Source organism: Pseudomonas taetrolens (assembly GCF_900475285.1).
In the GTDB taxonomy this organism is placed as follows: Bacteria; Pseudomonadota; Gammaproteobacteria; order Pseudomonadales; family Pseudomonadaceae; genus Aquipseudomonas; species Aquipseudomonas taetrolens.
The window spans coordinates 1,843,425-1,868,542 of record NZ_LS483370.1; the positions used below are offsets into that span (position 1 = coordinate 1,843,425).

23 protein-coding genes are annotated in these 25,118 nt (G+C 58.9%); 13 read left to right on the forward strand and 10 right to left on the reverse strand.

Going from position 1 to position 25,118, the window contains the following annotated elements:
* Positions 1-45 precede the first annotated feature (45 nt).
* Complete coding sequence (locus DQN55_RS08655; RefSeq protein ID WP_048383317.1) at positions 46-1,251, forward strand: MFS transporter; 1,206 nt, start codon at positions 46-48, stop codon at positions 1,249-1,251.
* Positions 1,252-1,379: 128 nt separating this feature from the next.
* Here the strand turns inward: DQN55_RS08655 and pcp are convergent, their stop codons facing one another.
* The 3 genes from pcp to DQN55_RS08670 are packed head-to-tail and all read right to left on the reverse strand — an operon-like array spanning position 1,380 to position 3,707.
* Positions 1,380-2,027, reverse strand: a complete 648-nt coding sequence (pcp, locus tag DQN55_RS08660; RefSeq protein ID WP_048383318.1) for a pyroglutamyl-peptidase I — start codon at positions 2,025-2,027, stop codon at positions 1,380-1,382.
* 7 nt (positions 2,028-2,034) lie between these two features.
* The gene (locus DQN55_RS08665; RefSeq protein ID WP_048383319.1) at positions 2,035-2,985 is read right to left on the reverse strand and encodes a DUF979 domain-containing protein; all 951 of its coding nucleotides are present in this window, start codon (positions 2,983-2,985) and stop codon (positions 2,035-2,037) included.
* Positions 2,982-3,707 carry a DUF969 domain-containing protein gene (locus tag DQN55_RS08670; protein ID WP_048383320.1) on the reverse strand — a complete coding sequence of 242 codons (726 nt, stop codon included), beginning with the start codon at positions 3,705-3,707 and terminating at the stop codon, positions 2,982-2,984. Before DQN55_RS08670 ends, DQN55_RS08665 begins: the two co-directional genes overlap by 4 nt.
* 311 nt (positions 3,708-4,018) lie before the next feature.
* Here DQN55_RS08670 and DQN55_RS08675 point away from each other — a divergent pair, with 311 nt between their 5' ends.
* The 4 genes from DQN55_RS08675 (at position 4,019) to DQN55_RS08690 (ending at position 9,667) form a co-directional block, all read left to right on the forward strand.
* Positions 4,019-4,933 (forward strand): LysR family transcriptional regulator, encoded by a 915-nt coding sequence (locus DQN55_RS08675; protein WP_048383321.1) that lies wholly within the window; start codon positions 4,019-4,021, stop codon positions 4,931-4,933.
* A 617-nt stretch (positions 4,934-5,550) separates the two neighbouring features.
* Positions 5,551-6,918: a hypothetical protein gene (locus DQN55_RS08680; protein ID WP_048383322.1), complete on the forward strand. Its 1,368-nt coding sequence runs from the start codon at positions 5,551-5,553 to the stop codon at positions 6,916-6,918.
* On the forward strand, positions 6,915-7,427 hold the full coding sequence (locus DQN55_RS08685; protein ID WP_048383323.1) for a sorbitol dehydrogenase: 513 nt from the start codon (positions 6,915-6,917) through the stop codon (positions 7,425-7,427). The genes DQN55_RS08680 and DQN55_RS08685 overlap by 4 nt, the downstream gene beginning before the upstream one ends.
* A complete protein-coding gene (locus DQN55_RS08690) occupies positions 7,424-9,667 on the forward strand; it encodes a GMC family oxidoreductase (RefSeq protein ID WP_048383324.1) in 2,244 nt (747 codons plus the stop codon). Before DQN55_RS08685 ends, DQN55_RS08690 begins: the two co-directional genes overlap by 4 nt.
* A gap of 87 nt (positions 9,668-9,754) precedes the next feature.
* Here the strand turns inward: DQN55_RS08690 and DQN55_RS08695 are convergent, their stop codons facing one another.
* Complete coding sequence (locus DQN55_RS08695) at positions 9,755-10,954, reverse strand: methionine gamma-lyase (protein ID WP_048383325.1); 1,200 nt, start codon at positions 10,952-10,954, stop codon at positions 9,755-9,757.
* Positions 10,955-11,078: 124 nt separating this feature from the next.
* Between DQN55_RS08695 and DQN55_RS08700 the strand changes: the two genes are divergently transcribed.
* From DQN55_RS08700 to DQN55_RS08710, 3 genes are all read left to right on the forward strand, one after another.
* Positions 11,079-11,546 (forward strand): Lrp/AsnC family transcriptional regulator, encoded by a 468-nt coding sequence (locus tag DQN55_RS08700; RefSeq protein WP_048383326.1) that lies wholly within the window; start codon positions 11,079-11,081, stop codon positions 11,544-11,546.
* 130 nt (positions 11,547-11,676) lie between these two features.
* Positions 11,677-12,354, forward strand: a complete 678-nt coding sequence (locus DQN55_RS08705; protein WP_053070948.1) for a glycoside hydrolase family 19 protein — start codon at positions 11,677-11,679, stop codon at positions 12,352-12,354.
* Between the two features lie 85 nt (positions 12,355-12,439).
* The gene (locus DQN55_RS08710; protein WP_048383328.1) at positions 12,440-12,973 is read left to right on the forward strand and encodes a DUF3087 domain-containing protein; all 534 of its coding nucleotides are present in this window, start codon (positions 12,440-12,442) and stop codon (positions 12,971-12,973) included.
* Between the two features lie 78 nt (positions 12,974-13,051).
* Here DQN55_RS08710 and ppnN read toward each other — a convergent pair whose 3' ends face one another.
* Positions 13,052-14,425 carry a nucleotide 5'-monophosphate nucleosidase PpnN gene (gene ppnN, locus DQN55_RS08715; RefSeq protein WP_048383329.1) on the reverse strand — a complete coding sequence of 458 codons (1,374 nt, stop codon included), beginning with the start codon at positions 14,423-14,425 and terminating at the stop codon, positions 13,052-13,054.
* A gap of 276 nt (positions 14,426-14,701) precedes the next feature.
* Between ppnN and DQN55_RS08720 the strand changes: the two genes are divergently transcribed.
* On the forward strand, positions 14,702-15,016 hold the full coding sequence (locus tag DQN55_RS08720) for a YbjQ family protein (protein ID WP_048383330.1): 315 nt from the start codon (positions 14,702-14,704) through the stop codon (positions 15,014-15,016).
* 66 nt (positions 15,017-15,082) lie between these two features.
* Here the strand turns inward: DQN55_RS08720 and DQN55_RS08725 are convergent, their stop codons facing one another.
* Positions 15,083-15,628, reverse strand: coding sequence for a DUF1269 domain-containing protein (locus tag DQN55_RS08725; RefSeq protein WP_048383331.1), 546 nt, complete (start codon positions 15,626-15,628; stop codon positions 15,083-15,085).
* Positions 15,629-15,923: 295 nt separating this feature from the next.
* Entirely contained in the window at positions 15,924-16,118 is a 195-nt protein-coding gene (gene csrA, locus DQN55_RS08730) for a carbon storage regulator CsrA (protein WP_048383332.1), read from the reverse strand.
* Between the two features lie 252 nt (positions 16,119-16,370).
* Between csrA and DQN55_RS08735 the strand changes: the two genes are divergently transcribed.
* Positions 16,371-16,727 carry a hypothetical protein gene (locus DQN55_RS08735; RefSeq protein ID WP_048383333.1) on the forward strand — a complete coding sequence of 119 codons (357 nt, stop codon included), beginning with the start codon at positions 16,371-16,373 and terminating at the stop codon, positions 16,725-16,727.
* 147 nt (positions 16,728-16,874) lie between these two features.
* Positions 16,875-17,495 (forward strand): TetR/AcrR family transcriptional regulator, encoded by a 621-nt coding sequence (locus DQN55_RS08740; protein WP_048383334.1) that lies wholly within the window; start codon positions 16,875-16,877, stop codon positions 17,493-17,495.
* A 48-nt stretch (positions 17,496-17,543) separates the two neighbouring features.
* Here DQN55_RS08740 and preA read toward each other — a convergent pair whose 3' ends face one another.
* The 3 genes from preA to hydA are packed head-to-tail and all read right to left on the reverse strand — an operon-like array spanning position 17,544 to position 21,684.
* Entirely contained in the window at positions 17,544-18,818 is a 1,275-nt protein-coding gene (preA, locus tag DQN55_RS08745; RefSeq protein WP_048383335.1) for an NAD-dependent dihydropyrimidine dehydrogenase subunit PreA, read from the reverse strand.
* Positions 18,819-20,186: an NAD(P)-dependent oxidoreductase gene (locus DQN55_RS08750; protein ID WP_048383336.1), complete on the reverse strand. Its 1,368-nt coding sequence runs from the start codon at positions 20,184-20,186 to the stop codon at positions 18,819-18,821.
* A 58-nt stretch (positions 20,187-20,244) separates the two neighbouring features.
* Positions 20,245-21,684 carry a dihydropyrimidinase gene (hydA, locus tag DQN55_RS08755; RefSeq protein WP_048383337.1) on the reverse strand — a complete coding sequence of 480 codons (1,440 nt, stop codon included), beginning with the start codon at positions 21,682-21,684 and terminating at the stop codon, positions 20,245-20,247.
* A gap of 609 nt (positions 21,685-22,293) precedes the next feature.
* On the opposite strand from hydA, the gene DQN55_RS08760 reads away from it, so the two are divergent.
* Both DQN55_RS08760 and DQN55_RS08765 read left to right on the forward strand, forming a co-directional pair.
* Positions 22,294-23,781, forward strand: coding sequence for an NCS1 family nucleobase:cation symporter-1 (locus DQN55_RS08760; RefSeq protein ID WP_048383338.1), 1,488 nt, complete (start codon positions 22,294-22,296; stop codon positions 23,779-23,781).
* A 51-nt stretch (positions 23,782-23,832) separates the two neighbouring features.
* Positions 23,833-25,107 carry a Zn-dependent hydrolase gene (locus DQN55_RS08765; protein ID WP_048383339.1) on the forward strand — a complete coding sequence of 425 codons (1,275 nt, stop codon included), beginning with the start codon at positions 23,833-23,835 and terminating at the stop codon, positions 25,105-25,107.
* Positions 25,108-25,118 lie beyond the last annotated feature (11 nt).

Consider the following 25,118-nt stretch of genomic DNA (forward strand, 5'->3'; position numbering starts at 1 on the left):
AACATCTGTACCTATCGATACATAACTAGCAGGGCGGCACAGGACATGGCAATTAATCAACACAGACCGGGGCGACTTCCCCTGGGGGCACTTCTTGCACTCGCGATGACGGGGTTTATATGCATTGCAACCGAGACCTTGCCCGCCGGCTTGTTAAACGAGATCAGTCAAGGGCTGGAGGTGTCCTCTGCACTGGCGGGGCAGATGGTGACGGTGTTCGCGCTGGGTTCGTTGCTGGCGGCCATCCCGCTGACCATTGCCACTCAGGGCTGGCGCCGGCGCAATGTGCTGCTGCTGACAATTGTGGGCTTTCTGCTGTTCAATTCGATTACTGCGTGGTCCACCGATTATGGCGTGACGCTGGTGGCGCGTTTTTTTGCCGGAGCCTCGGCCGGTCTGGCCTGGAGCCTGCTCGCGGGTTATGCACGTCGTATGGTCGCCCCGCACCAGCAGGGCCGCGCCATGGCGGTGGCCATGCTGGGGGCGCCGATTGCGCTGTCGCTGGGTGTGCCGCTGGGGACCTGGCTGGGGACACTCATGGGGTGGCGGACCACCTTCGGTTTGATGTCGATCCTGACGCTGATACTGATTGTCTGGGTACTGGTCAAAGTACCCGATTACCCCGGCCAGTCTTCGGATCAGCGTATCGGGCTGCGCCGAGTGCTGTTCACCCCGGGGGTGCGTTCGGTGCTCGCCGTGGTGATCGCCTGGATGCTGGCGCACAACATTCTCTACACCTACATCGCCCCGTTCGTGACCCCCGCCGGGCTCGATGCAGAGGTCGATCGGGTACTGCTGGTGTTCGGACTGGCCGCGCTGCTCGGGATCTGGCTGACCGGCCGGCTGGTGGACCGACATTTGCGCACGACCGTGCTGGCCTGTCTGGTGGCCTTCGCCGCGATCGCCTTGCTGTTTGGTTTGTTCGCCCGTTCGGTGGCCGTGGTGTATGCCGGTATTTTCGTCTGGGGGCTGTCCTTTGGTGGCGCTGCGACCCTGTTGCAAACGGCATTGGCTGACGCGGCAGGCGAGGGCGCTGATGTCGCGCTGTCGATGAACGTGGTCGCCTGGAACGGCGCCATAGCCGTGGGTGCATTGAGCGGAGGTGTGCTGCTCGACCAGGTGGGCGTCGGCGTCTTTCCATGGGTGCTGCTGGTGCTGTTACTGATGGGGCTGTGGATTGTCTTTAACGCGAGGACTCATGGCTTTCCACAGGGTCAACGGCAAGCAGGGCAGGTGGTTGCCGGGCATTGAACAGGGGCATCGAACCCGTCGTCTGACGGAGCCCCGGTTCAATGCGCGAGCGGCTTCCCGTGATGGCGTCGAGGTTGCCGACAACCCGGCATCACCACCGGCGAGACCTTGCGCTGTTGAGGCGAAGCTCAGCTCACCTGACCGCCGGTTTCCAGTACATCGTGCTCGGTGTTCAGGGCGGTGAGGACAGCTATTCGTAGCCCTTCAACCAACGTCTCCAGCGCCATGGATGGCAGGGCAGAGCCCGCCTGTGCCGCTTGCTGCGGCAGCCAGGGTACATGGATGAAACCGCTGCGTACCGCCGACCCCGCAAGGGCGTGTTGCAGGCTGTAGAACACCTGGTTGCAGACAAAGGTGCCTGCGCTGTGCGACACCGAGGCAGGAATCCCGGCGGCCCGCAATGCGCGGACCATGGCCTTGATCGGCAGGCTGCAAAAGTACGCCGCCGGCCCACCGGGGACGACAGGGGTGTCGATCGGCTGATGACCGAGGTTGTCGGGTATGCGCGCGTCGTTAAGGTTGATTGCCACACGTTCAATGGACAGGTCACTGCGACCCTGGGCCAGCCCGACAGCAATCACCAGGATCGGCTGCACGTCTGCCAGGCATTGGCGCAGGCGTTCCGGGGCCTGCTCGAACGCGCAGGGTAACTGGCGGGCGACGATGCGCACATCGTCGCTCAGCAGGGTGCCGTCCAGGCGGCGCACGGTTTCCCAGGAGGGATTGAGCGTGTCCTGGTCGAACGCTTCGAAACCGGTCAGGAGTACGTTATGCATGGTGGCCTCACATCAGCAGGTAAAGAAGGACAATATTGACCACCAGCATCATCAGCGCCGTAGGCATCTGCGCCTTGATCACCGCGTACTTGTCCGGTAGTTCCAGCAGGGCCACTGGCACGATGTTGAAGTTGGCCGCCATCGGCGTCATCAATGTGCCGCAGTAGCCGGAAAACATGCCGATAGCGGCCATCACGGCCGGGTTGGCGTCGTAAATCCCCACCAATACCGGCACACCGACACCGCCCGTCATCACCGGGAAGGCGGCGAAACCGTTGCCCATGATCACGGTGAACAACGCCATGCCCAACACATAGACCATCACCGCCACCAGGCGGTAGTCCATATTGATGTACGCCGTCGCCACATGAGCCACGGCAGTACCGACCCCGGCGTCATTGAACAGCAGGCCGAGCATGGCCAGCATTTGGGGCAGCACCATGGTCCAGCCAAGGGCTTCGGTGAGGCGTCGCGATTCACGCAAACCCTGCAGCGGCGTGTCACGGGTCAGGAGGCAGGCCAGGACCAGGGCCACGATGCAGCCCATGCCCAATGAAACGAAGGTGGTGTTCTTCGGGTCGAGCAGCGGCACGCCACCGATGTGGGTGTTTTTGAGCAGGATCGAACCGATCACGGTCACCAGCGGAATCGACAGGGCCGGAATGAACAGGTTATGGCCCAGGCGACCTGCGCTCGCCCGAGCGGCGCTGACGTGCAATTCAGCATGGGCGCCACGGCCTACGCCACCGGTGCCGGCAATCGCCGCCATGATCAGCACGCCGACACCGACCACAAACGGCGACAACCGATCGCCAATCAGGAACACCAGGGCGAACAGGGCCCAGAACAGGGCGCTGCTCCAGCGTTTGGGATGGCTGCTGTCGCTGGCAATCATGCCGGCTGTAATCAGCAACAGGACACCAGCCAGCCAGTAGAAGTACTCAATCGAAATAATCATTTGGCCACCTGTGGCGATACGTCTGCCTGAACGACTTCGCCCATGCTGCGCGATAGCATCAGATCAAAGCGGTACAGCCGTAGCGCATGCACGATAAAGGCACAGATCGCCGTTGGAATGCCCCAGAAGGCGATGTGCAGCGGCTCGACGTCGAGGCCGGAGCCAAGCAGGAACGTGTGCATCAGGGCGATGGCACCAAAGGCGACGAATACGTCCTCCCCAAAGAACAACCCCACGTTATCGGTGGCTGCGCACATGGCGAGTACCTTCTGCCGCACGGCAGGCGGCAGTTTGCCGTACTTGTTCTCGGCAGCGCCTTCGGCCATCGGAGCCAGCAACGGGCGTACCATCTGCGGATGGCCGCCAAGGCTGGTCAAGCCGACTGCAGCGGTGGTCTCGCGCACGAACAGGTACATGATGAGCAAGCGACCGACCGTGGCACGCTGAAAGCCGGCGATCCAGTTTTGCGCATGCAGGCGCAGGCCATGCCGTTCCAGCAAACCGATCACGGCCAGTGGCAACAGCAGGATCAATTGCAGGGCACGGGTTTCCAGGAAGCCTTCGCCCATGAGGGTGATGATTTTTTCCAGGGGAAAGTTGGCGGCAAAGCCGGTGACAATCGCCGCGAGGGTGACCACCAACAATGGATTGAAACGCAGCACAAAGCCCGCGACGATGACGAGCACGCCTAGCAAGGGCCATAGATTGACGACGGTTTGCATGGGGAAGGAATCCCTTGGCTGGTTGCTGCAACGCCAGGGCAGGCTAGCGCGAGCAAGGCGAAAGCGGTCGGGCTCACTTTCGCAAAATCGGTACGCTGCCGGACTCAGCGTGTTTTTTTATTGTTGACGCACGCTGGGCGGGTGTCATTTGGACGTTATCTTTGGTGGCTTTGCGTGAGGCGTCCAGTCAATAAAAGTTGTCACCGCTGAACAGAAAATGTTTTACCAATCACCGACTTAAACCGACTGGCCTGAGTCACCGGCAACGGTTTACAGTGCCGACCCGGTTTGGCTGATGTGAGGGCTCCAACATGAACATGCGATTTCTTCTGACATTCGTTTGGGTGGCACGCCTTGGCAGTTTTCGCCTGACCGCAGAAAAGCTTTCAAGCACCCAAGCGGCCATTTCCAGTCGAATTTCAGTCCTCGAAACCGAGCTCGGCGTGCAATTGTTTCAGCGTGATTCGCGCGGCGTAAACCTGACCCGCGAAGGCCATAAAGTCCTGGGCTATGCCGAGGAAATGCTGGCGACCCAACAGCGCTTGCTGCAGTCGCTCGGGCAGGCTGACAGCTTTGCCGGACGCTTGCGCATCGGCGTGATGGACACGGTGATCCACAGCTGGCTGAGTGATCTGATCAGCGCCCTGAGCCGTGATTACCCGCAGGTGGAAGTCGAACTGACGGCCGATACGGCGCTTAACCTGAACGAGCAATTGCTTAAAGGTCAGCTGGATCTGATTTTTCAGACTGACCTGTTACGTGCCGACGGGGTGCGTAATGTGCAACTGGCCTACTACCCACTGAGCTGGGTGGTTGCCAAGGAGGGCGTGCTGGATCGCCCTTATGAGAATCTGGCGGATCTGTGCCAGGAGCGTTTGCTGACCTTTTCCCGGCAGTCGCGGCCCCATCAGGACGTGCTTAATTTTCTGCATCAACAGGGCATTGCTGCGCCACGGGTCAGCTGTATCAACTCGGTGGCGGCAATCATCAAGCTGGTGGCGGACGGATTCGGCATCGGCGCCTTGCCCCCGGTGCTGGTCAGCCGCGAACTGCAAAGCGGGGCCATGATTGCGTTGCCGATCGACGCTGCACCGGGTTTTTCGGTGTATGCCAGCTGGCGGGCAGGGGCGGGCCTGGAGCTGAACGAGGCAGTGGTCAAGTTGAGCCAGAGCGTGGTGCAAGCCTATCAGCGCAGCGTCCAGCCAGCACATCTGATATTGCCCTGAGCAACTGATCCGCATTTTCCGTCGTCACCTGCATCTGTTATGTACTCAGCAGTCGGCAGACAATAAGGCCCAACGCAACGGGACATGAGGCTGAAATGCTGATCGCACGGTGTCAGCGCCTGCTCTGTACCTGTTTTAAATTGAGCGGATGAGAGGAACACGTATGGCCAAGATGGGATGGTTTTTAGGCGGTTTTCTAGTGCTGACCGTTGGTATCGGTATTCTGGCGACCATTCCGCCGGGTTGATTCGCAGGCCGGAGCAACACCTGCAGCGGGCATGGCTGATTGCCCGCTCGACCTGAGCAGTTCCATCGGGCTGCATTCAAGTGCTTTACAAGGCATGGCTGGCAGTGAGTGTCGGCAGTGTGGTGCCTGACTGTCCGCGCCTGTCGTGATCTGCAGCGCGACCGCCAGCCGTTTTCGGTCCCGTCGCGTCCGTCACAAAACGCCGGGAGGGTATGAACCCATTAGCTCTCGGCTGTATTACGAATAAGTCTATTGGTCGTGATCTGCGGCAGAAACTTTTTGTCTAGTCTTGGATTTGTGCCAGGAGCCAAGACAAAACGTCCATGAAGGGCCGGTGTATCTCCTGGATGCTGATGCTAAGGAGAGACCGATGAGAACCAATGCCCACCGCCCTTGGCCGGGTTTAGGCAGCGCGTTGTTCAGCGCATTACTGATCCCGATGGCCAATGCAGCCCCCACGCTGTCCACGCAAATCCCCTTCGATGTTACGGCGACCCCGCCTTTTACCCTGACCAGCTTGCAACGCAATTTCGATGATATGTCCTGGCAGACGTTCATCGCATTGAACTGGCCTGCCTTGGCCAATGGCGAGCCGAATACGGGTGTCCAGATTGGTCAGCACGATGGCGCGACCGTTTGGGAAAGCTGGAAAGAGAGCTATCAGATCTTCCTGCCCCAAGGCCAGACGCCGGCACCCTGGCAAGCCCCAGCCAGTATTCCCAAGGTCTGCGAAGGCTTGGGAGGCGGGCGTTTGCTCCAGCAAATGGGCAAAGTCCCGGATGTGCTTGATGAGTTTATCCAGCCATTCCAGAGCGGCCCTTTGGTGGACCAAAGCGGTGTGTATACGCGCAACGAGATCGTGGTCAACAAACCGATGTTCGACAGTATCGTCAACAACGGTTTGTACAGTATTCAAGGGCAGCAGGCATTTTTCGCCGCCAACCCGACCAATGCCGTGGCGTTCAGTTGCGGCAACACGGACACGAGTGAAGTGGGCTCGCTGATGGTCAAGGCGTCCTGGAAAGTGCTGGACGGCAATGATCGCCCGGGCAGTTTCCATACGGTCGCTGCGCTGGTCTACACCCCCGGCAACAGCGACCCGAACAAGGGACCGGTGGTGGCGGAATCCTGCAAGGCCGAGCCGGTCGGACTGGTGGGGCTGCACATTGTGCACAAGACCAGCAGCGCGCCACAGTGGATCTGGTCGACCTTCGAGCACGTCAACAATGTGCCGGAAAAGACCACGCCGGTGTCTGAGCGCACAGGCCCGTATCTGTTCTACAACGCCAGCAGCCAGGCTGAGGTCAATCAGCCGCCACCCCGGCCGTGGAACCCTCAGGTCAAGGCCACACCTTCGCAGATTGTGCGTGAAGAGCCATTGACCGATGCCACCAAGAGCCTGAACAGCACCTATCAAACGCTGCTGCGGACGGTGAACCCGGACAGTGTCTGGGCCAACTATCAGTTGATCAGCACTCAATGGCCAACGCTCACCGGCCAGCCACCTTGCCAGATATCCAAAACGGTTCCGCTGGGCAAGCCGGCGCCGGCCTTCCTCGCCAACGCGACCCTGGAAACCTACATCCAGGGCACGGTGCCGCAAGCGTCTTCCAGCTGCATCGCCTGCCATGGCAATGCCGCCACCCATGTGACCGAGTCTCCGCGCACCAGTTTTGCGGACTTTACCTACCTGCTCGAGCGTGCCCAGTCCACGGGTGCCACAAGGAGTCAGCCATGAGTACCGATCTGGAAAACTTCACAGGCCTGTCATCCGTTCTGACCGGTATTGGCCAGGACTTGCTGGCGCCGAGGGTCGATCCCATCGGTTTGCCGACGGCATTCCTCGAGTTCATCACGCCCCGTGTAGGTGAGACCGTGCTCAGTACGCTCCTCAACCAGTACGCGACGCTGCTGGCCAATCACGCCACTCCCGATGAGATCGCCCAAGCCGTGTTGATGCAGGACGGATTACCGGCGCCCACGCAAACCGCCCAGGCAGCACGCTCGATCATGAAGCTCTGGTTGCTGGGCGTCTGGTATCAGCCTTACACCCAGGACACTTTCACCGCACAGGAGCAGACGGTGGTTTCGGATCAGGCATATACCCAGGGCTGGGCATGGAACATCGCCCAGGCGCATCCCATGGGTTACAGCGAGTTTTTCTTCGGTTACTGGAACAGCGAGCCACCGAGCCTTGAGGACTTCACAGGCGTCACCGCCAGCGACCAGCCAGGAGCATCGTCATGAGTACCGAGCAAGCAGATGTGGTCATCGTCGGTGCGGGGCTGGCCGGCAGTATCATTGCCTACCAACTGGGGCTGGCCGGGGTCAACGTGCTGGTGCTGGAGTCAGGGCCGGAGATACCGGCCAATCGCACCCAGTACCTCGAACGCTTTTACACCGCTACGCTGAAAACCCCGGAGTCACCGTATCCTCCGGTCAGTACCTTGAGCCCCGCACGCAATCCTGCTTTACAGAACGCACCCCGAGCGACCATCGCGGATTTGATCCTCGGTTGGAGTGATCCCGATATCAGTTATCTGGTGCAAAAGGGGCCGCTGCCCTTTACCAGCACTTATGAGCGGGTAGGAGGGGGGACCACTTGGCATTGGGTCGCGACATGCCTGCGCCTGGTGCCCAACGATTTCCGGATGAAGTCGGCGTATGGCGTCGGTGTGGACTGGCCGATCAGCTACAACGATTTGCAAAGCGCCTATTGCCGGGCCGAGGCCGAGATCGGTGTGTCGGCCAGCGTCACCGACCAGGCTTATCTGGGCATCACCTTTCCCGGGGGTTATCAATTTCCGATGACCAGTATTCCGCTATCGCTGGTCGACGGCAGTTTTGTGGCGGCGGTTCAAGGGCAGGCGTTCGAGGGTTTGCCGCTGGTGGTCAGCCCGACTCCGGCAGGGCGCAACTCCCAGCCCTACGCGGGGCGGCGGGTGTGTGCCGGGAACACCAACTGCACGCCGATTTGTCCGATCCAGGCCAAGTACGACGCCACGGTGACGATGAACAATGCGCTCAACACAGGCAATGTGCGGGTCCTGTACAAGACCGTGGCGAGCAAGGTTACGGTGGCGGCAGACAAGAGCATCAGCGGTATCGAGTTCATTCAATATCAACTCGGCGACGGGCCGCCCACCGGCACTGGCATCGCCATCGGCCAGCGTTATGTCATTGCTGCGCACGCCATCGAAACACCGAAGCTGCTGCTGAACTCCGCTACCAGCGCCTGGCCCCAAGGTGTGGCCAATAGCAGTGGCCAGGTGGGACGCAGCCTCGCGGATCACCCGATTTACCTGGCCTGGGGGCTGATGCCCGAAGGCAAGGCGGTGTATCCATATCGCGGTCCGGTGTCCACCGCCGGGATCGAGAGCTTGCGCGACGGTGCTTTTCGCCGTCAGCGCGCAGCCTGGCGGATCGAAATCGGCAACGAAGGGTTCAACTGGCCAATCGGCGACCCCTACACCACGGCTGCCGACCTGATCGATGGCAGCAACGTCAGTCGCACCAACCCGCTGCCTGACGGCAGCGGCCCCTCGCAGGTGCTGTACGGGACGGCCCTGGTGCAGCAGCTCAACAATTTGCTGACGCGCCAGTTTCGTATCGGCTTCCTGGTGGAGCAAGTAGAGGACGATCCGGATAACGCCAACTGCTACATCGTGCCGTCTGCCCAATACAAGGATCGGCTGGGTATTCCCCGTCCCGAGATCCATTACGACTTGTCGGACTACACCAAGGAAGGGTTCAAGCAGGCGCGTATCCTGTCGACTCACATCATTACGCAGTTGCTGGGGGCCACTGAGCTGACCAGTGAGTTGCTGCCACCCACCGTCCCGCCTGCGCCTGCGGTGCCGGCATCGTTCAAGTACGATGGCCAGACCTATGCTTATCAGGGGGCGGGGCACTTGATGGGCACCTACCGCATGGGCACTGATCCGACCACCTCGGTGGTCGACAAGGATCAGCGCAGCTGGGATCACAGCAACCTGTTTTTGGTGGGGGATGGTGTGTTTCCTTCCAGCGGCACGGCCAATCCGAGCCTGACCATCGCCGCGCTGTCGTTCCAGGCCGGTGATACCCTGGCCAACGACTTGAAGGCTGTCACCGTGCAGGTCCAGGCGAATCAGCCCTGGCAGGGGACCGGGGTGCAGATCAACGGGTTGAGCCCGCGACGCGTGCAGTATGTCAGCGGGTTTTGGTTCGCCAGCCCGGTGGGCGGCTGGGTCGATGGCAATGGCAAGGCAAGATTGCCTGCCAAGGCCGGCTATACCTTGGAAGGGGCCAATGAAGGGGCGTTGATCGGTCGCGTCGGCAGCTCGGGCACGCCCTTTTTGATAGGCAACCTGGCGCAGGTTCCGGCGGGACAGCAAGGTGAACTGCAACTGTGTATCAATGATGATCTGCATGGGCTTTATGGCCCGGGGCTGAAGGACAACAGCGGAGCGTTGACGGTGCAGGTGGCTTTCGGCACGGTGCCATAGGCTGGAAAAAAGCAACCCGCTTGCCCGCGATCCAGACCGTTGAGGTCATCGCGGGCAAGCCGCCCTCCCGGCGGGTATCAGATCACCTCAAATACAGGTTTTCAGTGCCTGTGTGATATCGGCCAGCAAATCGTCAATATCTTCCAGACCGATCGACAGGCGGACCAGGCCTTCGCTGATACCGTGTCGCGCGCGCTCTTCACGGGTGTAAGTGGAGTGAGTCATGCTGGCCGGATGCTGTGCAAGGGATTCTGCGCTGCCCAGGCTGACCGCACGGCTAAACAGTTGCAGGGCGTTCATGAAGTGCCGGCCGGTCTCCAGGCCACCCTTGAGCTCAAAGGCGATCATGCCTCCTGACTGTTTCATTTGCCGTGAGGCCAGTGTGTATTGGGCGAAGGAGGGCAGGCCAGGGTAGGTCACGGACTCGACGGCGGGATGACGTTCAAGGTACTGCGCGATGGCAAGGGCGTTGCTGCAGTGGCGGTCCATGCGCAAGGCCAGGGTTTTCAGGCCGCGCATCAGCAGGTTGGCATCCTGTGGCGACAGCACGGCGCCCGTCAGGTCCTTGCGCCCTTGCAAGCGAATGCGATCAGCCAGCGCCTGGCTGGCGACGACAATGCCGGCAGTGATATCGCCGTGTCCACTCAGGTACTTGGTGGCCGAATGCACCACGATGTCCGCGCCCATTTCCAGCGGTCGTTGCAAGTACGGGGTGCAGTAAGTGTTGTCGATGACCACCAGAAGATCGTCGTGGTCATGGGCAATGCTGGCAACGGCGTTGATGTCCATCAGCTGCATGCTGGGGTTGGCCGGGCTTTCAAAGTAGATCATGCGAGTGGCCGGGCTGATGGCAGCCTCCAGCTCGGCCAGGTCTGACATGTCGACATGTTTGACCTCCACCCCGAACTCGCCGATGCCGTGATGCAGCAGGGCAAAGGTGCAGCCATACAACGTGCGGTTGACGATGATTTCGTCGCCGGGTCTGAGCAACGTCCAGAAGGTCGCCGCAATCGCACCCATGCCGGAGCTGAAAGCCACTGCCGCTTCACCGTTTTCCAGAGACGCCATGCGCGACTCAAGCAGGGCCAGGGTCGGATTGGAAATGCGGGTATAGAAATGGCCGCTTTCTTCACCGGCAAAACAACTGGCCCCGTATTCGGCTGTTGGAAAGGCAAAGGTCGTGGTGAGGTAGATGGGCGCAATCAATGCACCGCCATTTTCCAGCGGGTCGTAACCGTGGTGAATGGCCCGTGTCGAAAAACCGAAGTCACTTTTTATATCTTTCATGGCGCACTCTCCGATATTTCCTACGATGCTATGCTCAAACTCAACGTAAAAAATTCCAAATGGGCCTGCATAACAAGGTTTTATTGGGATAAAAAACCGTCGCTTCGCCTATTGGAGGCAAAACATGCCGCTCAGCCTGGACAGAACCGATAAAGCCTTGCTTAGCGCCTTGCAAGGCAACGCCCGATTAACCGTCGCAGAGCTGTCGGAGCGGGTTTCCCTGACCACCTCGCCGTGTTGGCGACGGGTAAAAATGCTGGAAGACAGTGGGCTGATCACCGGCTACCAGGCGATTATTTCACCCAAGGAACTGGGTTATGGCGTGACGGCGTTCGTCAGTCTGATGATGGCTTCGCACTCCCGTGAAACAGCCCGCAGCTTTGAACAGCGGTTACTGGAGATTCCTGAAATCGTGGCCTGTCACAACATCTCCGGTCGCTATGACTTCTTGCTGGAGGTAGTGGCCAAAGATCTGGAATCGTTCGGGGAATTTACCCGTGAGGTACTGCAGACCTTGCCGGCGGTCAAAGAAATCTATTCAAGCTTTTCGTTCAAGTCGGTCAAGCCACTGCGGGTCATCCCGGTTCTGTAATCGGCGATCAAGGCCCTCTGTAGGATAAATCCCAAAGCCCGATTGCAAAGCTCTCTTCATGCACCTGGCTGTGCTGTAGAGAGCACTTGGGTGCTTCACTTTTGATTCCTTTGAATCAAGAGCGATGCCCATGTTAACCCGCGAAATAATGCTGCTGCTTTTTCCTGACAGTGCCGCGTTCACAGACGTGCACCTGGACTCATTGCAGAGCGTCGCTGCCCGGCGACAGATCAACACCCCCCGGCGTCTGGCCGCTTTTTTATCCCAGGTCGGCCATGAAAGTGCGGGGTTCAGTCTTATGCTTGAAAACCTCAACTACAGCGCGCAAGGCCTTGCTGCGACCTGGGGTAACCGCTTTGCGCAGACCGATGCGGCCGGCAATTACGTGCAGGTCATGGAAGACGGACGTTTGAGGCGGGTGCCGAATGCCGAGGCGGAAAAAATCCAGCGCAAGCCGCAGGTCATTGCCAATCGGGTGTACAGCGAGCGTCTGGGTAATGGTGACGCCTCCACGGGCGATGGCTGGCGCTACCGGGGACGCGGTTTGATCCAGATCACCGGCAAGACCAATTACCGGCACTGCAGTCTGGATTTGTTCGGTGATGAACGCTTGCTCGCGACCCCGCAACTGCTCGAAGAAGGTCGCTGGGCGATCGAGTCGGCCGGGTGGTACTGGCACTGGCGGCAAGTGAATGCATTGGCAGAGGGTGATGATTTTTCGCGTGTCACTCAGGCCATCAATGGTGGCCTCAATGGTCACGCCCAACGTGCGGATGTGTTCCAGAAGGCACTGCGCCTGTTGGATTAATACGCTGTAACAGCAGGCAATGAGCACTGATCAGGCCATAATGCCCGCGCAGCATCCCCAGCCATGCAGGAGTTCTTAAGCCGTGATGTTTGAATTAAAACCGATGGATCCGCAGCTGTATCGCCAACAGACCCGACGCAGCACGCTTTATATCGCGCTGACCTTTGCGGTGTTGTCGCTGCTGGTCTCCGGGCTGGCGGTCATGCTGTGGGGGGAGCCGGAGGGGGACAATTTTCGTTTGAACCTGGGCGGGGTCATTGTGGCCCTGGGCCTGACGGTCGCCTGGGTGCGCTATTACGCCTGGTCGCAGCCGTGGATGGCACCGGCGGTCTACGGCTGGCAGCTCAAGCGCAGCCTGATGAAAGTGACGAATGTCATGCACCACGTCACGGCGGGCGTCATGGCCGGCGATGTGAGTGCAATGAAGTTGTTGCGCTTTTATCACCTGGGCATCACCCAGATGTACCAGCTGGATGCCAACTCCAGTGCGCTGAGCCAGATGGTGCGCGAAATTGATGTGCACAAGGCTCGCCTTGAAGCGCTCGGCATCGAGACCGGACAGACACGGCTGGACCCTGCCTGGCTTGAGGCGGTGAAGGCGTTTTCGCCTTTGAAGTGATTCATCGATGGGCCGGCCAAGCGATGTGCGCAGTGATCCAGGCGCTTCGCTCAACAGGCCCCATTGAGGGAAGACGGGTTAGCTGATCACCCGATAACACGGCACATACGCAGCGCCGCCAGGGAGTTTCATGCGGTGCTGTTCGACAAACGCTTGCAGCAGTTTGTCCAGAGGCCCCATCACGGCAGCGTCGCCATGAATTTCATAAGGCCCGAACTGCTCGATCATATGAATGCCTTTCTCTTTCACGTTCCCTGACACGATCCCGGAGAAGGCCTGGCGCAGATTGATTGCCAGCTCATGCGGGGGCAGGTCGCGACGCAGTTGCAGCGCCGCCATGTTGGCGTGCGTCGGGTCGAACGGACGCTGAAAACCTTCATCGATTTTCAACAGCCAGTTGAAGTGAAACGCGTCATTGCGTTCGCGGCGGAACTGCTTCACCGCCTTGAGGCCTGCCGTCATCTGGCGGGCCACCTCGGCCGGATTGTCGATGATGATCTGGTAATGCTGCTGTGCCGCTTCACCCAGCGTGGCCCCCACAAATTCATGCAGTTGCTGGAGATAGGGTGCGGAATCCTTTGGCCCGGTCAACACCACCGGGAACGGTACTTCACTGTTGTCGGGGTGCATCAGGATGCCGAGCAGGTACAGAAACTCTTCGGCTGTCCCGGCACCGCCCGGGAAAATGATCACGCCGTGGCCAACCCGGACAAATGCTTCTAGACGTTTCTCGATGTCCGGCAGGATCACCAGCTCGTTGACGATGGGGTTTGGCGCTTCGGCGGCGATGATGCCCGGCTCGGTAAGCCCCAGATAGCGTCCACCGACCAGACGCTGTTTGGCATGGGAAATGGTCGCGCCTTTCATGGGCCCCTTCATCACGCCGGGGCCGCAACCGGTGCAGATATCCAGACTGCGCAGGCCCAGTTCGTGGCCAACTTTCTTGGTGTACTTGTACTCTTCGGTGCTGATCGAGTGACCGCCCCAGCACACGACAATCTTGGGCTCGACGCCCGGACGCAGCGTGCGCGCGTTGCGTAACAGATGGAACACGTAGTCGGTGATGCCTTGCGAGTTGCTCAGGTCAATGCGCGGGCTGTCGAGGCCGCTTTGGGTGTAGACAATGTCGCGCAGGGCGCTGAACAGCATCTCCCGGGTACTGGCGATCATTTCGCCGTCTACAAACGCGTCAGCGGGAGCATTCAGCAACTCGAGACGTACGCCACGGTCTTGCTGATGGATGCGGACCTCGAAGTCCTGGTATGCCTCAAGAATGGTTTTTGCGTTATCGACGTGAGCGCCGGTATTGAGAATAGCCAGTACGCATTGGCGAAACAGTGTGTAGCTGGAGCCTGAGCCCACTTCGCTGAGTTGTTGGACTTCACGTTGTGAAAGCGTCTCCAGGCTGCCTTTTGGGCTGACCGAAGCGTTGATGACGTGTCTTTGGACCATAATTGACTTCCTGTGAGCAGGGCAAAAAGTTGCTTGGCGCAGCCGTTGAGTTCGTGTCAGTGATGCTGAACAGGCGAGCGAGGCGTCCCGACTCTTTTGTCTTTAGATAAATTAGCTTTAAGCATAGTCAGGCAGTAGACGCGTTGCGACTTCACGCCAGTAGCCGGTGGCTACAGTAACATTGGCAACGCATAAGACCAGAGCGATGCGCTGATCCCGTTCACGCGGCCATGAATGAGGTAACCTCGGCGGCAGATTGCAACCAGGGATACATTGATGATTATTACCACGACACACAGCATTGAAGGCCGTCAGATTACCGAGTATCTGGGGGTTGTCAGTGCGGAATCGGTGCACGGCATCAACGTCGTGCGGGACTTTTTTACCGGTGTGCGCGATTTTTTTGGCGGTCGCTCTCAGACGCTGGAGCGGGCACTCAAGGAAGCGCGGACGGAAGTCACCGATGAGATACGCGCCAGGGCAGGCAATGCCGACGCCATTGTGGGACTGGATTTTGAAATCAGCATGCCGTCCGGCCGGGGTGGCATGCTGGTGGTGTTTGCCACAGGGACTGCGGTGCGACTGAGCTAGGCATGCCGGGTGATCCGGCCACCCTGCGTGGCGGCCGGATTCACTCTGTTGCGCAAGTGCGCAGCGTCAGATCGTGGTAGCGGCAGGTGCCTCTGCGGTATTTTTGGACAATGCATCCTGCAGTTTCTGTTCTTGCTCGGGTGACAGGGAGGTCCGTAAAACCTTGCCCTTGAAGTTCGATGCTTCCAGCTCCTGCAAGACTTTTTCCGGCTGGAACTTGCGCAGCAGCACAAACAGGGCCGATGAGTTGTTCGGGATGGTTTCACTCAGTGACTTGATGAAATCGTCATCAATGCCGTAATCGCTCAATGAGCCAGACAGTGCGCCGGTGCCGGCGCCCAGGGCACCGCCGATGGCAAAACCGGCCAAAGGATTGAGGAACAGCAAACCTACCAGCGCCCCCCAAAGTCCGCCGGTAACCAGGCCTGAAGTCGCCCCCAGGGCAGTCAGGTTAACGCTTTGCTTGATATGGATCTTGCCCTGTTCATTGCGCACCACAATGACCGCATCTTCCAGCTCTACCAGATGCTCCTTGCTGAGCGAAACCATTTTGGTGAGGGCGCGATCTGCTTTTTCCGTGTCTGAAAATCCCACTACGATTAAATCGGACATGTCTTTCATTCCTTGATGGTACAGGTCCAGCCCTGAAGGGCTGATACAGGGAAACGTCTCGCAAGACGTCATGAGGCCATAACGCGGGATACGCAGCGTGTCAGAGGCTGAGAACCTTGTGCGAGGAATGAGCGTGGTCGCTAACCTTGAAACGGTCAAGTCGATCGTTCGAACAATTAGCCGCGAGAGAGGATCGAGCAGGTAAAGAAGCGTCGCTGCAGCAGGCTGGCGCCGGACTGAGGAGGGCTGGCTGGGCAGCCCTGACACTCACTCCAAGGGCTGGTGCCTCGGAGGCTTAGGTGTTATCCGCTTTATCCGGTGCATTCAGGCCGGCCTGGATACGCTGGTAGGTTTCTTCGCGGTGTACGGCAACATCTTTCGGCGCGTTGATGCCGATTCGGACCTGTTGGCCGCTCACACCTAAAATTGTGATCGTAATATCGTCACCTATGTTTATGCTTTCACCAACTTTGCGGGTGAGTATCAGCATTTTTTTCTCCTTGATGGCTTTGTAAGGCACGTCTCTAAGACGGTGCGGCTTCGGTCATGGCTACAGAATACTGCTAAGTGCATATAAATGCGCCGCTCATTACTGACGTCATAGCCAGAGGTAAAAATCCCTACATGGGGGAAACTCTAGCGTACGAGCCTTAAATAGGGGCAGATTAGATTCGTTCAAGGAGAGCAAAGGCCGCTGCCCCAGTGATAAAATCGACCTACTCAAACAGACAGGGGAAACGCAGTGCGTAAAGTCATCGTGATGACAGCAATATTGGCCTTGACGGCTTGCGGTCAGGAGTCTAACGATAAAATCCAGCCGGCTAAAGTAGCTTCTGAATCAACGACGGTCCAGGTTCCGGTTGCCCACTGGGCGTTAGAGATCACCCAGGGCCAGCGCGCGACAATCACTGACACCACCGGGAGGCTTATCGAACATGGTTTCAATAATTTTATTTCCGAGCGCGACGGCGTTAAACATTTCCTGATCGGGCCGTATGCGACCGAGGCACAAGCACTCGAAGCGCAGGAACAGATCAAGCTGAAACCCAAGCTGGAAGGCATTGAAACCAACGTGGTTGAGCTGCCCGCCGCAAAATAATCTGCTGACGCGTCGCCTGGTCGCCTAAGCGTAGCCGCAACAGGCGCTATTCGACGCCTCTGGCGGAATTTTTTTGTTTTTACGCTGGTGGGGTGCCTTCATTGCCATGGCGCACATCGGCAACGCGCGACGGCAAGGGCCTAAAGCATGAGCAATCACAAGATTGAAATTCGTCGCAGCAATGTAGAAAAAATCCTTCTCGGTGCCGAAAAGGTCTTTGCTGAAAAAGGCTTTGCCGGCACTGCCATGGCGGACATCGCCGCAGAAGTCCAGTTACCACGCTCCAACCTTCATTATTACTTCAGCACCAAGCATGAGCTGTACAGTGCGGTGCTGCTGGGCTTGCTCGAGGTCTGGAAGCAGGACGCGCTGTGCTTCGAAACCTATGACGATCCGCGGCTTGTGCTCAGCAGTTACATTCGCGCCAAAATGAACCATTCACGTACCCGGCCCCATGGTTCGAAAGTCTGGGCCAATGAAATCATTCATGGCGCTCCGACACTGGGCCTGACGCTGGACGCCAGCTTGTATGACTGGGCAAAGATGAAAGAAGCCAGAATCCGCCAGTGGGTGGCAGACGGGAGGATTTTACCGGTGGAGCCTTCCAGCGTGCTGTACATGATCTGGGCGTCGACCCAGCATTACGCTGACTTCGACCATCAAGTGAAGATTCTCAATCAGCATCAGCCTTTGTCCGACATCCAGTTCGAACGAGCCGTGCAGACCGTGACCAGCGTCATCCTGCGCGGGATCGGCCTGGAGCCCTGAAAGGCTCCGGCCGACCCTTTGGCGGGTCAGCCGGCAATGTTGCCGGGTTTACGAAGCCACCCGGTACGGGTTGCGCGGATCATGGTTCCAGTCCAGAAACGGCAGGCCAGTGTTCTGCGGCACCATCTCGATGCAATCCTCGACCGGGCACGTGATCTGGCACAAGTTGCAGCCCACGCACTCGTCGTCGATCACTTCGTAACGATGGGTGCCATCGGCTTGCTTCAAGCTGGCGATGGCCTGGTGCGACGTGTCTTCGCAGGCAATGTGGCAGCGCCCGCAGCCGATACAGGCGTCCTGATCAATCTTGGCAATGACCTGATAATTTATATCCAGGTATTTCCAGTCAGTGGTATTGCCGACAGCGCGCCCAGAGAAGTCTTCCAGCCGGGTGTAACCCTGACTGTCCATCCAGCGCGACAAACCGTCCTTCATCTCGTCGACAATGCGAAAGCCGTGCAGCATCGCGGCGGTACACACTTGCACCGCACCACAACCCAGTGCGATGAACTCAGCCGCGTCGCGCCAGTTGCCAATGCCGCCAATACCACAAATCGGTAAACCCTGGGTCAGGGGATCGCGGGCGATCTCGGCCACCATGTTCAACGCAATCGGCTTGACCGCAGAACCACAGTAACCACCGTGGGTGCTCTGGCTGCCTACCGTTGGCATCGCTACCATCCGTTCCAGATCGACACTGGTGATGGAGTTGATGGTGTTGATCAGCGACACCGCGTCGGCACCACCGCGATGGGCAGCCCGGGCACTGAGGCGCACATCGGTGATGTTGGGCGTGAGCTTGACGATCACCGGCAGCGAGCAATACGTCTTGCACCAGCGCGTCACCATCTCTACATACTCAGGCACCTGGCCCACCGCCGCACCCATGCCTCGCTCCGGCATGCCGTGGGGGCAGCCGAAGTTCAGCTCGATGCCATCGCATCCCGTGGCTTCCACCAGCGGCAGAATGAATTTCCACGATTCCTCTTCGCAGGGCACCATCAACGACACGATCAGCGCCCGATCCGGCCAGTCTTTTTTGACCTGGGTGATTTCCCGCAGGTTGATCTCCAGTGAACGGTCGGTAATCAGCTCGATATTGTTGATGCCCAACACTTCGCGATTGGCGCCGAAGTGGGCCGAATAGCGCGAGGACACGTTGACGGCGGCCGGATCCTCGCCCAGGGTTTTCCAGACCACGCCACCCCAGCCGGCCTCATAGGCGCGTACGACGTTGTAGGCTTTATCGGTAGGTGGTGCGGAGGCCAGCCAGAAAGGATTGGGCGCTTTGATACCGGCGAAGTTAATCGATAGATCGGCCATTTACGCAGCCTCCTGATTGAGCATGAGTTGGGCATGGATGGCTTCTGCGGCCAGCTTGCCGTGTTGTACCGCCTGGACGGTCAGGTCCTGGCCCAGTGCGGTGCAATCGCCTCCGGCATAGACCCCGGGTACGCTGGTGCGCAGTTGCTCGTCAACCTCGATGCGGTCGCCCACGCGGTTAAGGGCCTGTGCCAGCGGATCACTCAGCGCAGCATCATCAAAGGTTTGGCCAATCGCCTTGAATACGGCGTCGGCCTCAAGCTCGAAGGTTTCGCCGGTGCTCACCAGGCGCCCACCTTCAAGGCGGGTGCGGGCAAATCGCATGCCGCGCACGCGACCCTGTTCATCGAGCAACACGTCTTGTGGTTGTGCCCAGGTCATGAGCCGCACCTGATTGGCCTTGGCAATGTCTTGTTCATGCCCGGTGGCGCCCATGTCTTCCAGCCCGCGACGGTAGACCAGGTTCACTTCGCGCGCGCCGAGGCGGGCCATCTGCACGGCCATGTCGATCGCGGTGTTGCCTGCACCCAGCACAATGCAACGGTCGGCCAGCGGTAATTGCGTCAGGTCGTCGCTTTGGCGCAATTCGCGAATGTAGTCGGTGGCGGCGAGCAGGCCGGGGGCGTCTTCGTGGGGAAGGCCGAGCTGGCGACTGGCGGCCAGGCCGATGCCGAGGAATACCGAGTCGAATTGCAGGTGCAGGTCGCTCAGGCTGAGGTTGTCACCCAGGCGCTGGCCGTGGCGCATTTCAATACCGCCTATGTCCAGCACGAAATCCACCTCGCGCCTGGCGAAATCATCCACCAGTTTGTATTTGGCTATCCCGTATTCATTGAGCCCGCCAGCCTTTTCCCGGGCTTCGAAAATCACCACATCATGCCCGTGCAGGGCCAGCCGATGCGCGCAGGCCAAACCGGCCGGGCCGGCGCCGACCACCGCAATGCGCTTGCCGGTCGGTGCTTCACGGGTGAACGGGTGCGCGGTGAATTGCGCATGATCGACGGCGTAACGCTGCAGCAGGCCGATCAACACGGGCGCGCACTCTTGAGCGTTATTGCGTACGCAGGCTTGCTGGCACAGCACCTCGGTCGGACAGACCCGCGCGCAACTGCCTCCGAGGATGTTGGCCGAGAGAATTTTCTGTGCAGCTCCCTGGACGTTTTCTTGCTGGATATTGCGAATGAACGAGGGGATATCGATGTCACTGGGGCATGCATTGACGCAAGGCGCGTCGTAGCAATACAGGCAGCGCGAGCTTTCCAGCTGGGCCTGGCGTGCACTGAGTGGCGGCGCCAGGTCGGTGAAATGACTCGCGAGCGTTAGCGCATCTTCATGGGGATGCGGCAAATGATTCAGGGACTTGTTCACGTTGATTGCCTCACGGTGGTGGGAAGCGTTCTGTCTCTGTCGGACAGTGGTGTTGCACTCAGCGCTTAACAGCGACTGGTGTGTGATGCTCTGCGCGCTTTTTCAGTAAATCGAACACGGCAGGGTAGGCCGGGCGTTCGATATAGCGACCGGCCCCGCGTTCTGCCCGCAGATCGCCGTCGGCCCAGACCACACGGCCCTGGCTGATGGTGTGGCTGGGCACCCCGCGAACGGTCTTGCCTTCGAAAATGTTGAAGTCGACCTGTTGATGGTGGGTCTTGGCGCTGATGGTGCGTGTGCCTTGCGGGTCCCACAGCACCAGATCGGCATCGGCACCGACCCGGATCGACCCTTTGCGCGGGTAGATATTGAAAATCTTGGCGGTGTTGGTGGAGGTCAGCGCCACGAACTCCTGCATCGACAGCCGACCGGTGTTGACGCCTTCATCCCACAGCAACGCCATGCGGTCCTCGATGCCCGCCGTACCGTTGGGGATCTTGCTGAAATCGTCACGTCCTGCGGCTTTTTGCTCCGCGCAAAAACAGCAATGGTCGGTGGCGGTTGTGTGCAGGTTGCCCGACTGCAGACCGTGCCATAGCGCGTCTTGATGCCCGCGAGGTCGGAAGGGCGGGCTCATCACGTAGCCAGCCGCGGTTTGCCAGTCGGGGTGTTGGTACACGCTGTCGTCCAGCAGCAGATGGCCCGCCAGGACTTCGCCATACACCGGCTGCCCCTGGCTGCGGGCATAGGTGATTTCATCCAGCGCTTCCCGGGTCGAGACGTGTACCAGATACAACGGCGTGCCGATGGTTTGTGCGATCCGGATCGCCCGGCTGGCAGCTTCGCCTTCAACCTGTGAAGGACGGGACAGCGGGTGCGCTTCGGGACCGGTCATGCCCTGGGTGATGAGCTTGCGTTGCAAGTGGTACACCAGCTCGCCATTCTCCGCATGCACGGTGGGCACCGCGCCCAGCTCCAGGCAGCGCTCGAAGCTGGCAACGAGGGTGTCGTCGGCGGCCATGATCGCGTTTTTGTAGGCCATGAAATGCTTGAAGCTGTTCACGCCGTGCTGGCTGACCAGTTCGGCCATTTCTTCGCGAACTTGTTCACTCCACCAGGTAATGGCGACATGGAAGCCGTAGTCCGCAGCGGACTTCTCGGCCCAGCCGCGCCATTGGTGAAAAGCTTCCAGCAAGGATTGCTGTGGATTGGGGATCACGAAATCAATAATTGACGTTGTACCGCCGGCCAGACCGGCTGCCGTGCCACTAAAAAAGTCTTCACTGGCCACGGTGCCCATAAACGGCAATTGCATGTGAGTGTGGGGATCAATACCGCCTGGAAGAAGGTACTGGCCATGACCGTCGAGCACTTCGCAGCCGGCCGGAACATCAAGATCAGTGCCAATCGCGCGGATTAGACCGTCCGCGCAAAATACATCGGCTATATAACTTTCATCATGGGTCACAAGCGTAGCGCCACGGATTAACAGTGACATACCGAGTTCCTCGCAGGCAGACCGGCTATAACCGGTTCTAAGTGTTGTTATTGCGACAGGTGTGCAGACTTGATTCCTGTCACCGGTGTCAGGAATGAAATCTAGTGTGTTGCGGTGAAATGTTCAAACTTTATTTTATATGGGTGTTTTTGTTTATAACTATTTGATAAATAAGGATATTTATTGAGTGTTACCAAAATGGTGCGTCGAATCACCATTTTGACTCACTTGACAGGATCCAAATATGAGCGAAGTTTCTTATGCTAAATCAGGCGCTTGTGCGGTGTCGGCAAAGCGGCGGAGGGAGTAGAAAAAAAATAAGCGTGCACCAAAGTGTTTCGTTTTGTTATATCGAAATCCGGGGCGTCACCGGGCAAGTATTTTTCTAACGCGCCAAAGACACTCAGTGGAAGATTTAAAACGTTTTAAAACCAGACAGTTGCAGGTGTTTGAAAACTGCGCACAACGCGGCATTCATTAACACGGCACAGTTCTTGATTGCCGCTGCGATGACCGGACGGGCCGAAGTTCACAGGTTATTGCCCAGGCAAGGGAATCGCTCTGCGCTATCGCGCAGGGTTCATCACGACAACAAGAGAGTGAACGAGCATGCAACCGAGCAGATCCAAAGTTACCGAATGTAACGGTTTGTATGAGTTGGACGCCGGACCTGAAGTTCTAGAGAGTCCCAGGTATAACCACGACATCGCCCCCTCCAAAGTTCATCAGCGGACCTGGAACAAATGGCACATCACCGCGCTCTGGGTCGGTATGTCGATTTGCGTCCCCACTTACACCTTGGGCGGTGTGCTGACGGCGTACTTCGGATTATCGGTGGGCGAAGCCTTGCTGGCGATTTTTCTGGCCAATATCGTGGTCTTGATCCCGCTGACGCTCAACGCATTTGCTGGCACTAAATACGGGATTCCGTTTCCGGTGTTGCTGCGGTCTTCCTTCGGGATCATCGGCTCCAATGTGCCCTGTCTGATTCGTGCCCTGGTGGCGTGTGGCTGGTTCGGGATCCAGACATTATTCGGCGGCTTGGCGATTCACCTGTTTCTGGGGTCGGTATTCGAGGGCTGGAAGAGTCTCGGCGGCACCGGTGAAGTGATCGGCTTCATGGTGTTCTGGGTGCTGAACCTGTGGGTAGTATTGCGCGGTGCCGAGTCGATCAAATGGCTCGAAACGCTCTCCGCGCCGTTGCTGGTCCTGGTGGGTATAGGCCTGCTGGTGTGGGCGTTGCCCAATGTCTCGATGACCGAACTGCTGGCCCAGCCACCCAAGCGTCCAGAGGGCGCCAGTGTCTACGGCTATTTCTTTGCTGGGCTGACGGCGATGGTGGGGTTCTGGGCGACGCTGTCGCTGAATATCCCGGACTTCAGCCGCTACGCCAAAAGCCAGAAAGACCAGATCCTGGGCCAGATATTCGGCCTGCCGTTGACCATGTTCCTGTTCGCCGCCCTGGGTGTAGTGCTGACGGCTGCGTCGGAGAAACTGGTAGGGGTGACGGTCTCCGATCCGGTGACGCTGATCGGGCATATTCAAAGCCCCGGCTGGGTTGCCCTGGCCATGGCGCTGATCGTGATTGCCACCCTTTCGACCAATACCGCAGCCAACATCGTGTCGCCGACCAATGATTTCCAGAACATCGCCCCCAAGCTGATCAACCGCACCACTGCGGTGATCTTGACCGGTCTGGTGGGGCTGGCGCTGATGGCCCATGAGCTGCTGAAAAAGCTTGGCCTGCTGGTGTCGGACGTGAATCTGGAGACGGTGTACTCCAACTGGCTGCTGGGCTACTCCAGCCTGTTGGGCCCGATCGCCGGGATCATGGTGGTCGACTATTTCATCATCCGTCAGCAAAAACTCGATCTGGCCGGGTTGTACCGCGACGGGGTGTACCCGGCCTGGAACTGGAACGGCTTCATCGCTTTCGGGCTGCCGGTGGTGTTGACCGTGCTGTCATTGGGCAGCAGCGCCTTCAGCTGGTTTTACGACTACGGCTGGTTCACCGGCTCGTTGCTCGGCGCCTTGATCTATTACGCATTGTGCCGGCTGGGCAGCGCCCAAGCGGTCACCGTCAAAGGCGCTGTTTGACGTTCTTTATCACTGTTCGACTCTTATAAGAAACTGCCTGAGGAAACGATTATGAACGCTGTACAAGACCTTCAGCAGCAACACGCCCTTGCCATCAACACTGAACGCCTATGGGCCTCACTGATGGAGCTGGCTCAACTCGGTGCCACCGTCAAAGGCGGCGTGTGTCGTCTGGCCCTGACGGATCTCGACCGTCAGGCCCGCGACGTGTTCGTACGCTGGTGCGAAGACGCTGGGTGCAGCATAAGCGTGGATGCCGTGGGCAATATTTTTGCCCGTCGTGCGGGACGCAACCCTGATTTGCCGCCCGTGATGACTGGCAGCCATATCGACACCCAGCCCACCGGCGGCAAGTTCGATGGTTGTTTTGGCGTACTGGCCGGGGTGGAGGTGTTACGCACCCTCAATGACCTGAACATCGAGACCGAGGCACCGTTGGAAGTGGTGGTCTGGACCAACGAAGAGGGCTCGCGCTTTGCGCCCTGCATGATGGGATCCGGGGTGTTTGCCGAGAAATTCAGCCTTGAAGAAACCCTGGCCAAGACCGATTCCGAAGGCGTGACCGTGGGGCAAGCACTGAATGCAATTGGTTATGCCGGCAGCCGCACCGTCAGCGGACACCCGGTAGGGGCGTATTTTGAAGCCCATATCGAGCAAGGTCCGATACTGGAAGACGAGCGTAAAACCATCGGCGTGGTGCTGGGCGCCCTGGGCCAGAAATGGTTCGACCTTAATCTGCGCGGCGTAGAAGCCCATGCCGGGCCAACGCCCATGCACTTGCGCAAGGATGCGCTGGTGGGTGCGGCAGCGGTGGTTGCCGCGGTTAACAAAGCCGCCCTTGGCCATCAACCCCATGCCTGCGGCACCGTGGGTTGCCTGCAGGCTTACCCGGGCTCGCGCAACGTGATCCCGGGTGAAGTGCGCATGACCCTGGATTTTCGCCATTTGCTCCCGGAGCGGCTGGACTCGATGATTGCAGAAGTCCGCGCAGTGATCGAAGCCACCTGTGAACAGCACGGCTTGAGTTTCGAACTCACGCCCACTGCGGATTTCCCGCCGCTGTACTTCAACCCGGATTGCGTCAACGCCGTGCGCGAAGCCGCCAACGAGCTTGGGTTATCCAATATGGATATTGTCAGCGGGGCAGGGCACGACGCGATTTTCCTCGCCGAACTCGGGCCGGCAGGCATGATTTTTGTGCCTTGTGAAGGCGGCATCAGCCACAACGAAATCGAAAACGCCGACCCCAAAGACCTCGGTGCCGGCTGTGCCGTGCTACTGAAAGCCATGCTGGCGGCGTCGAACACCGTGGCGAACAAGCGCTAGCCGCGTCCGGG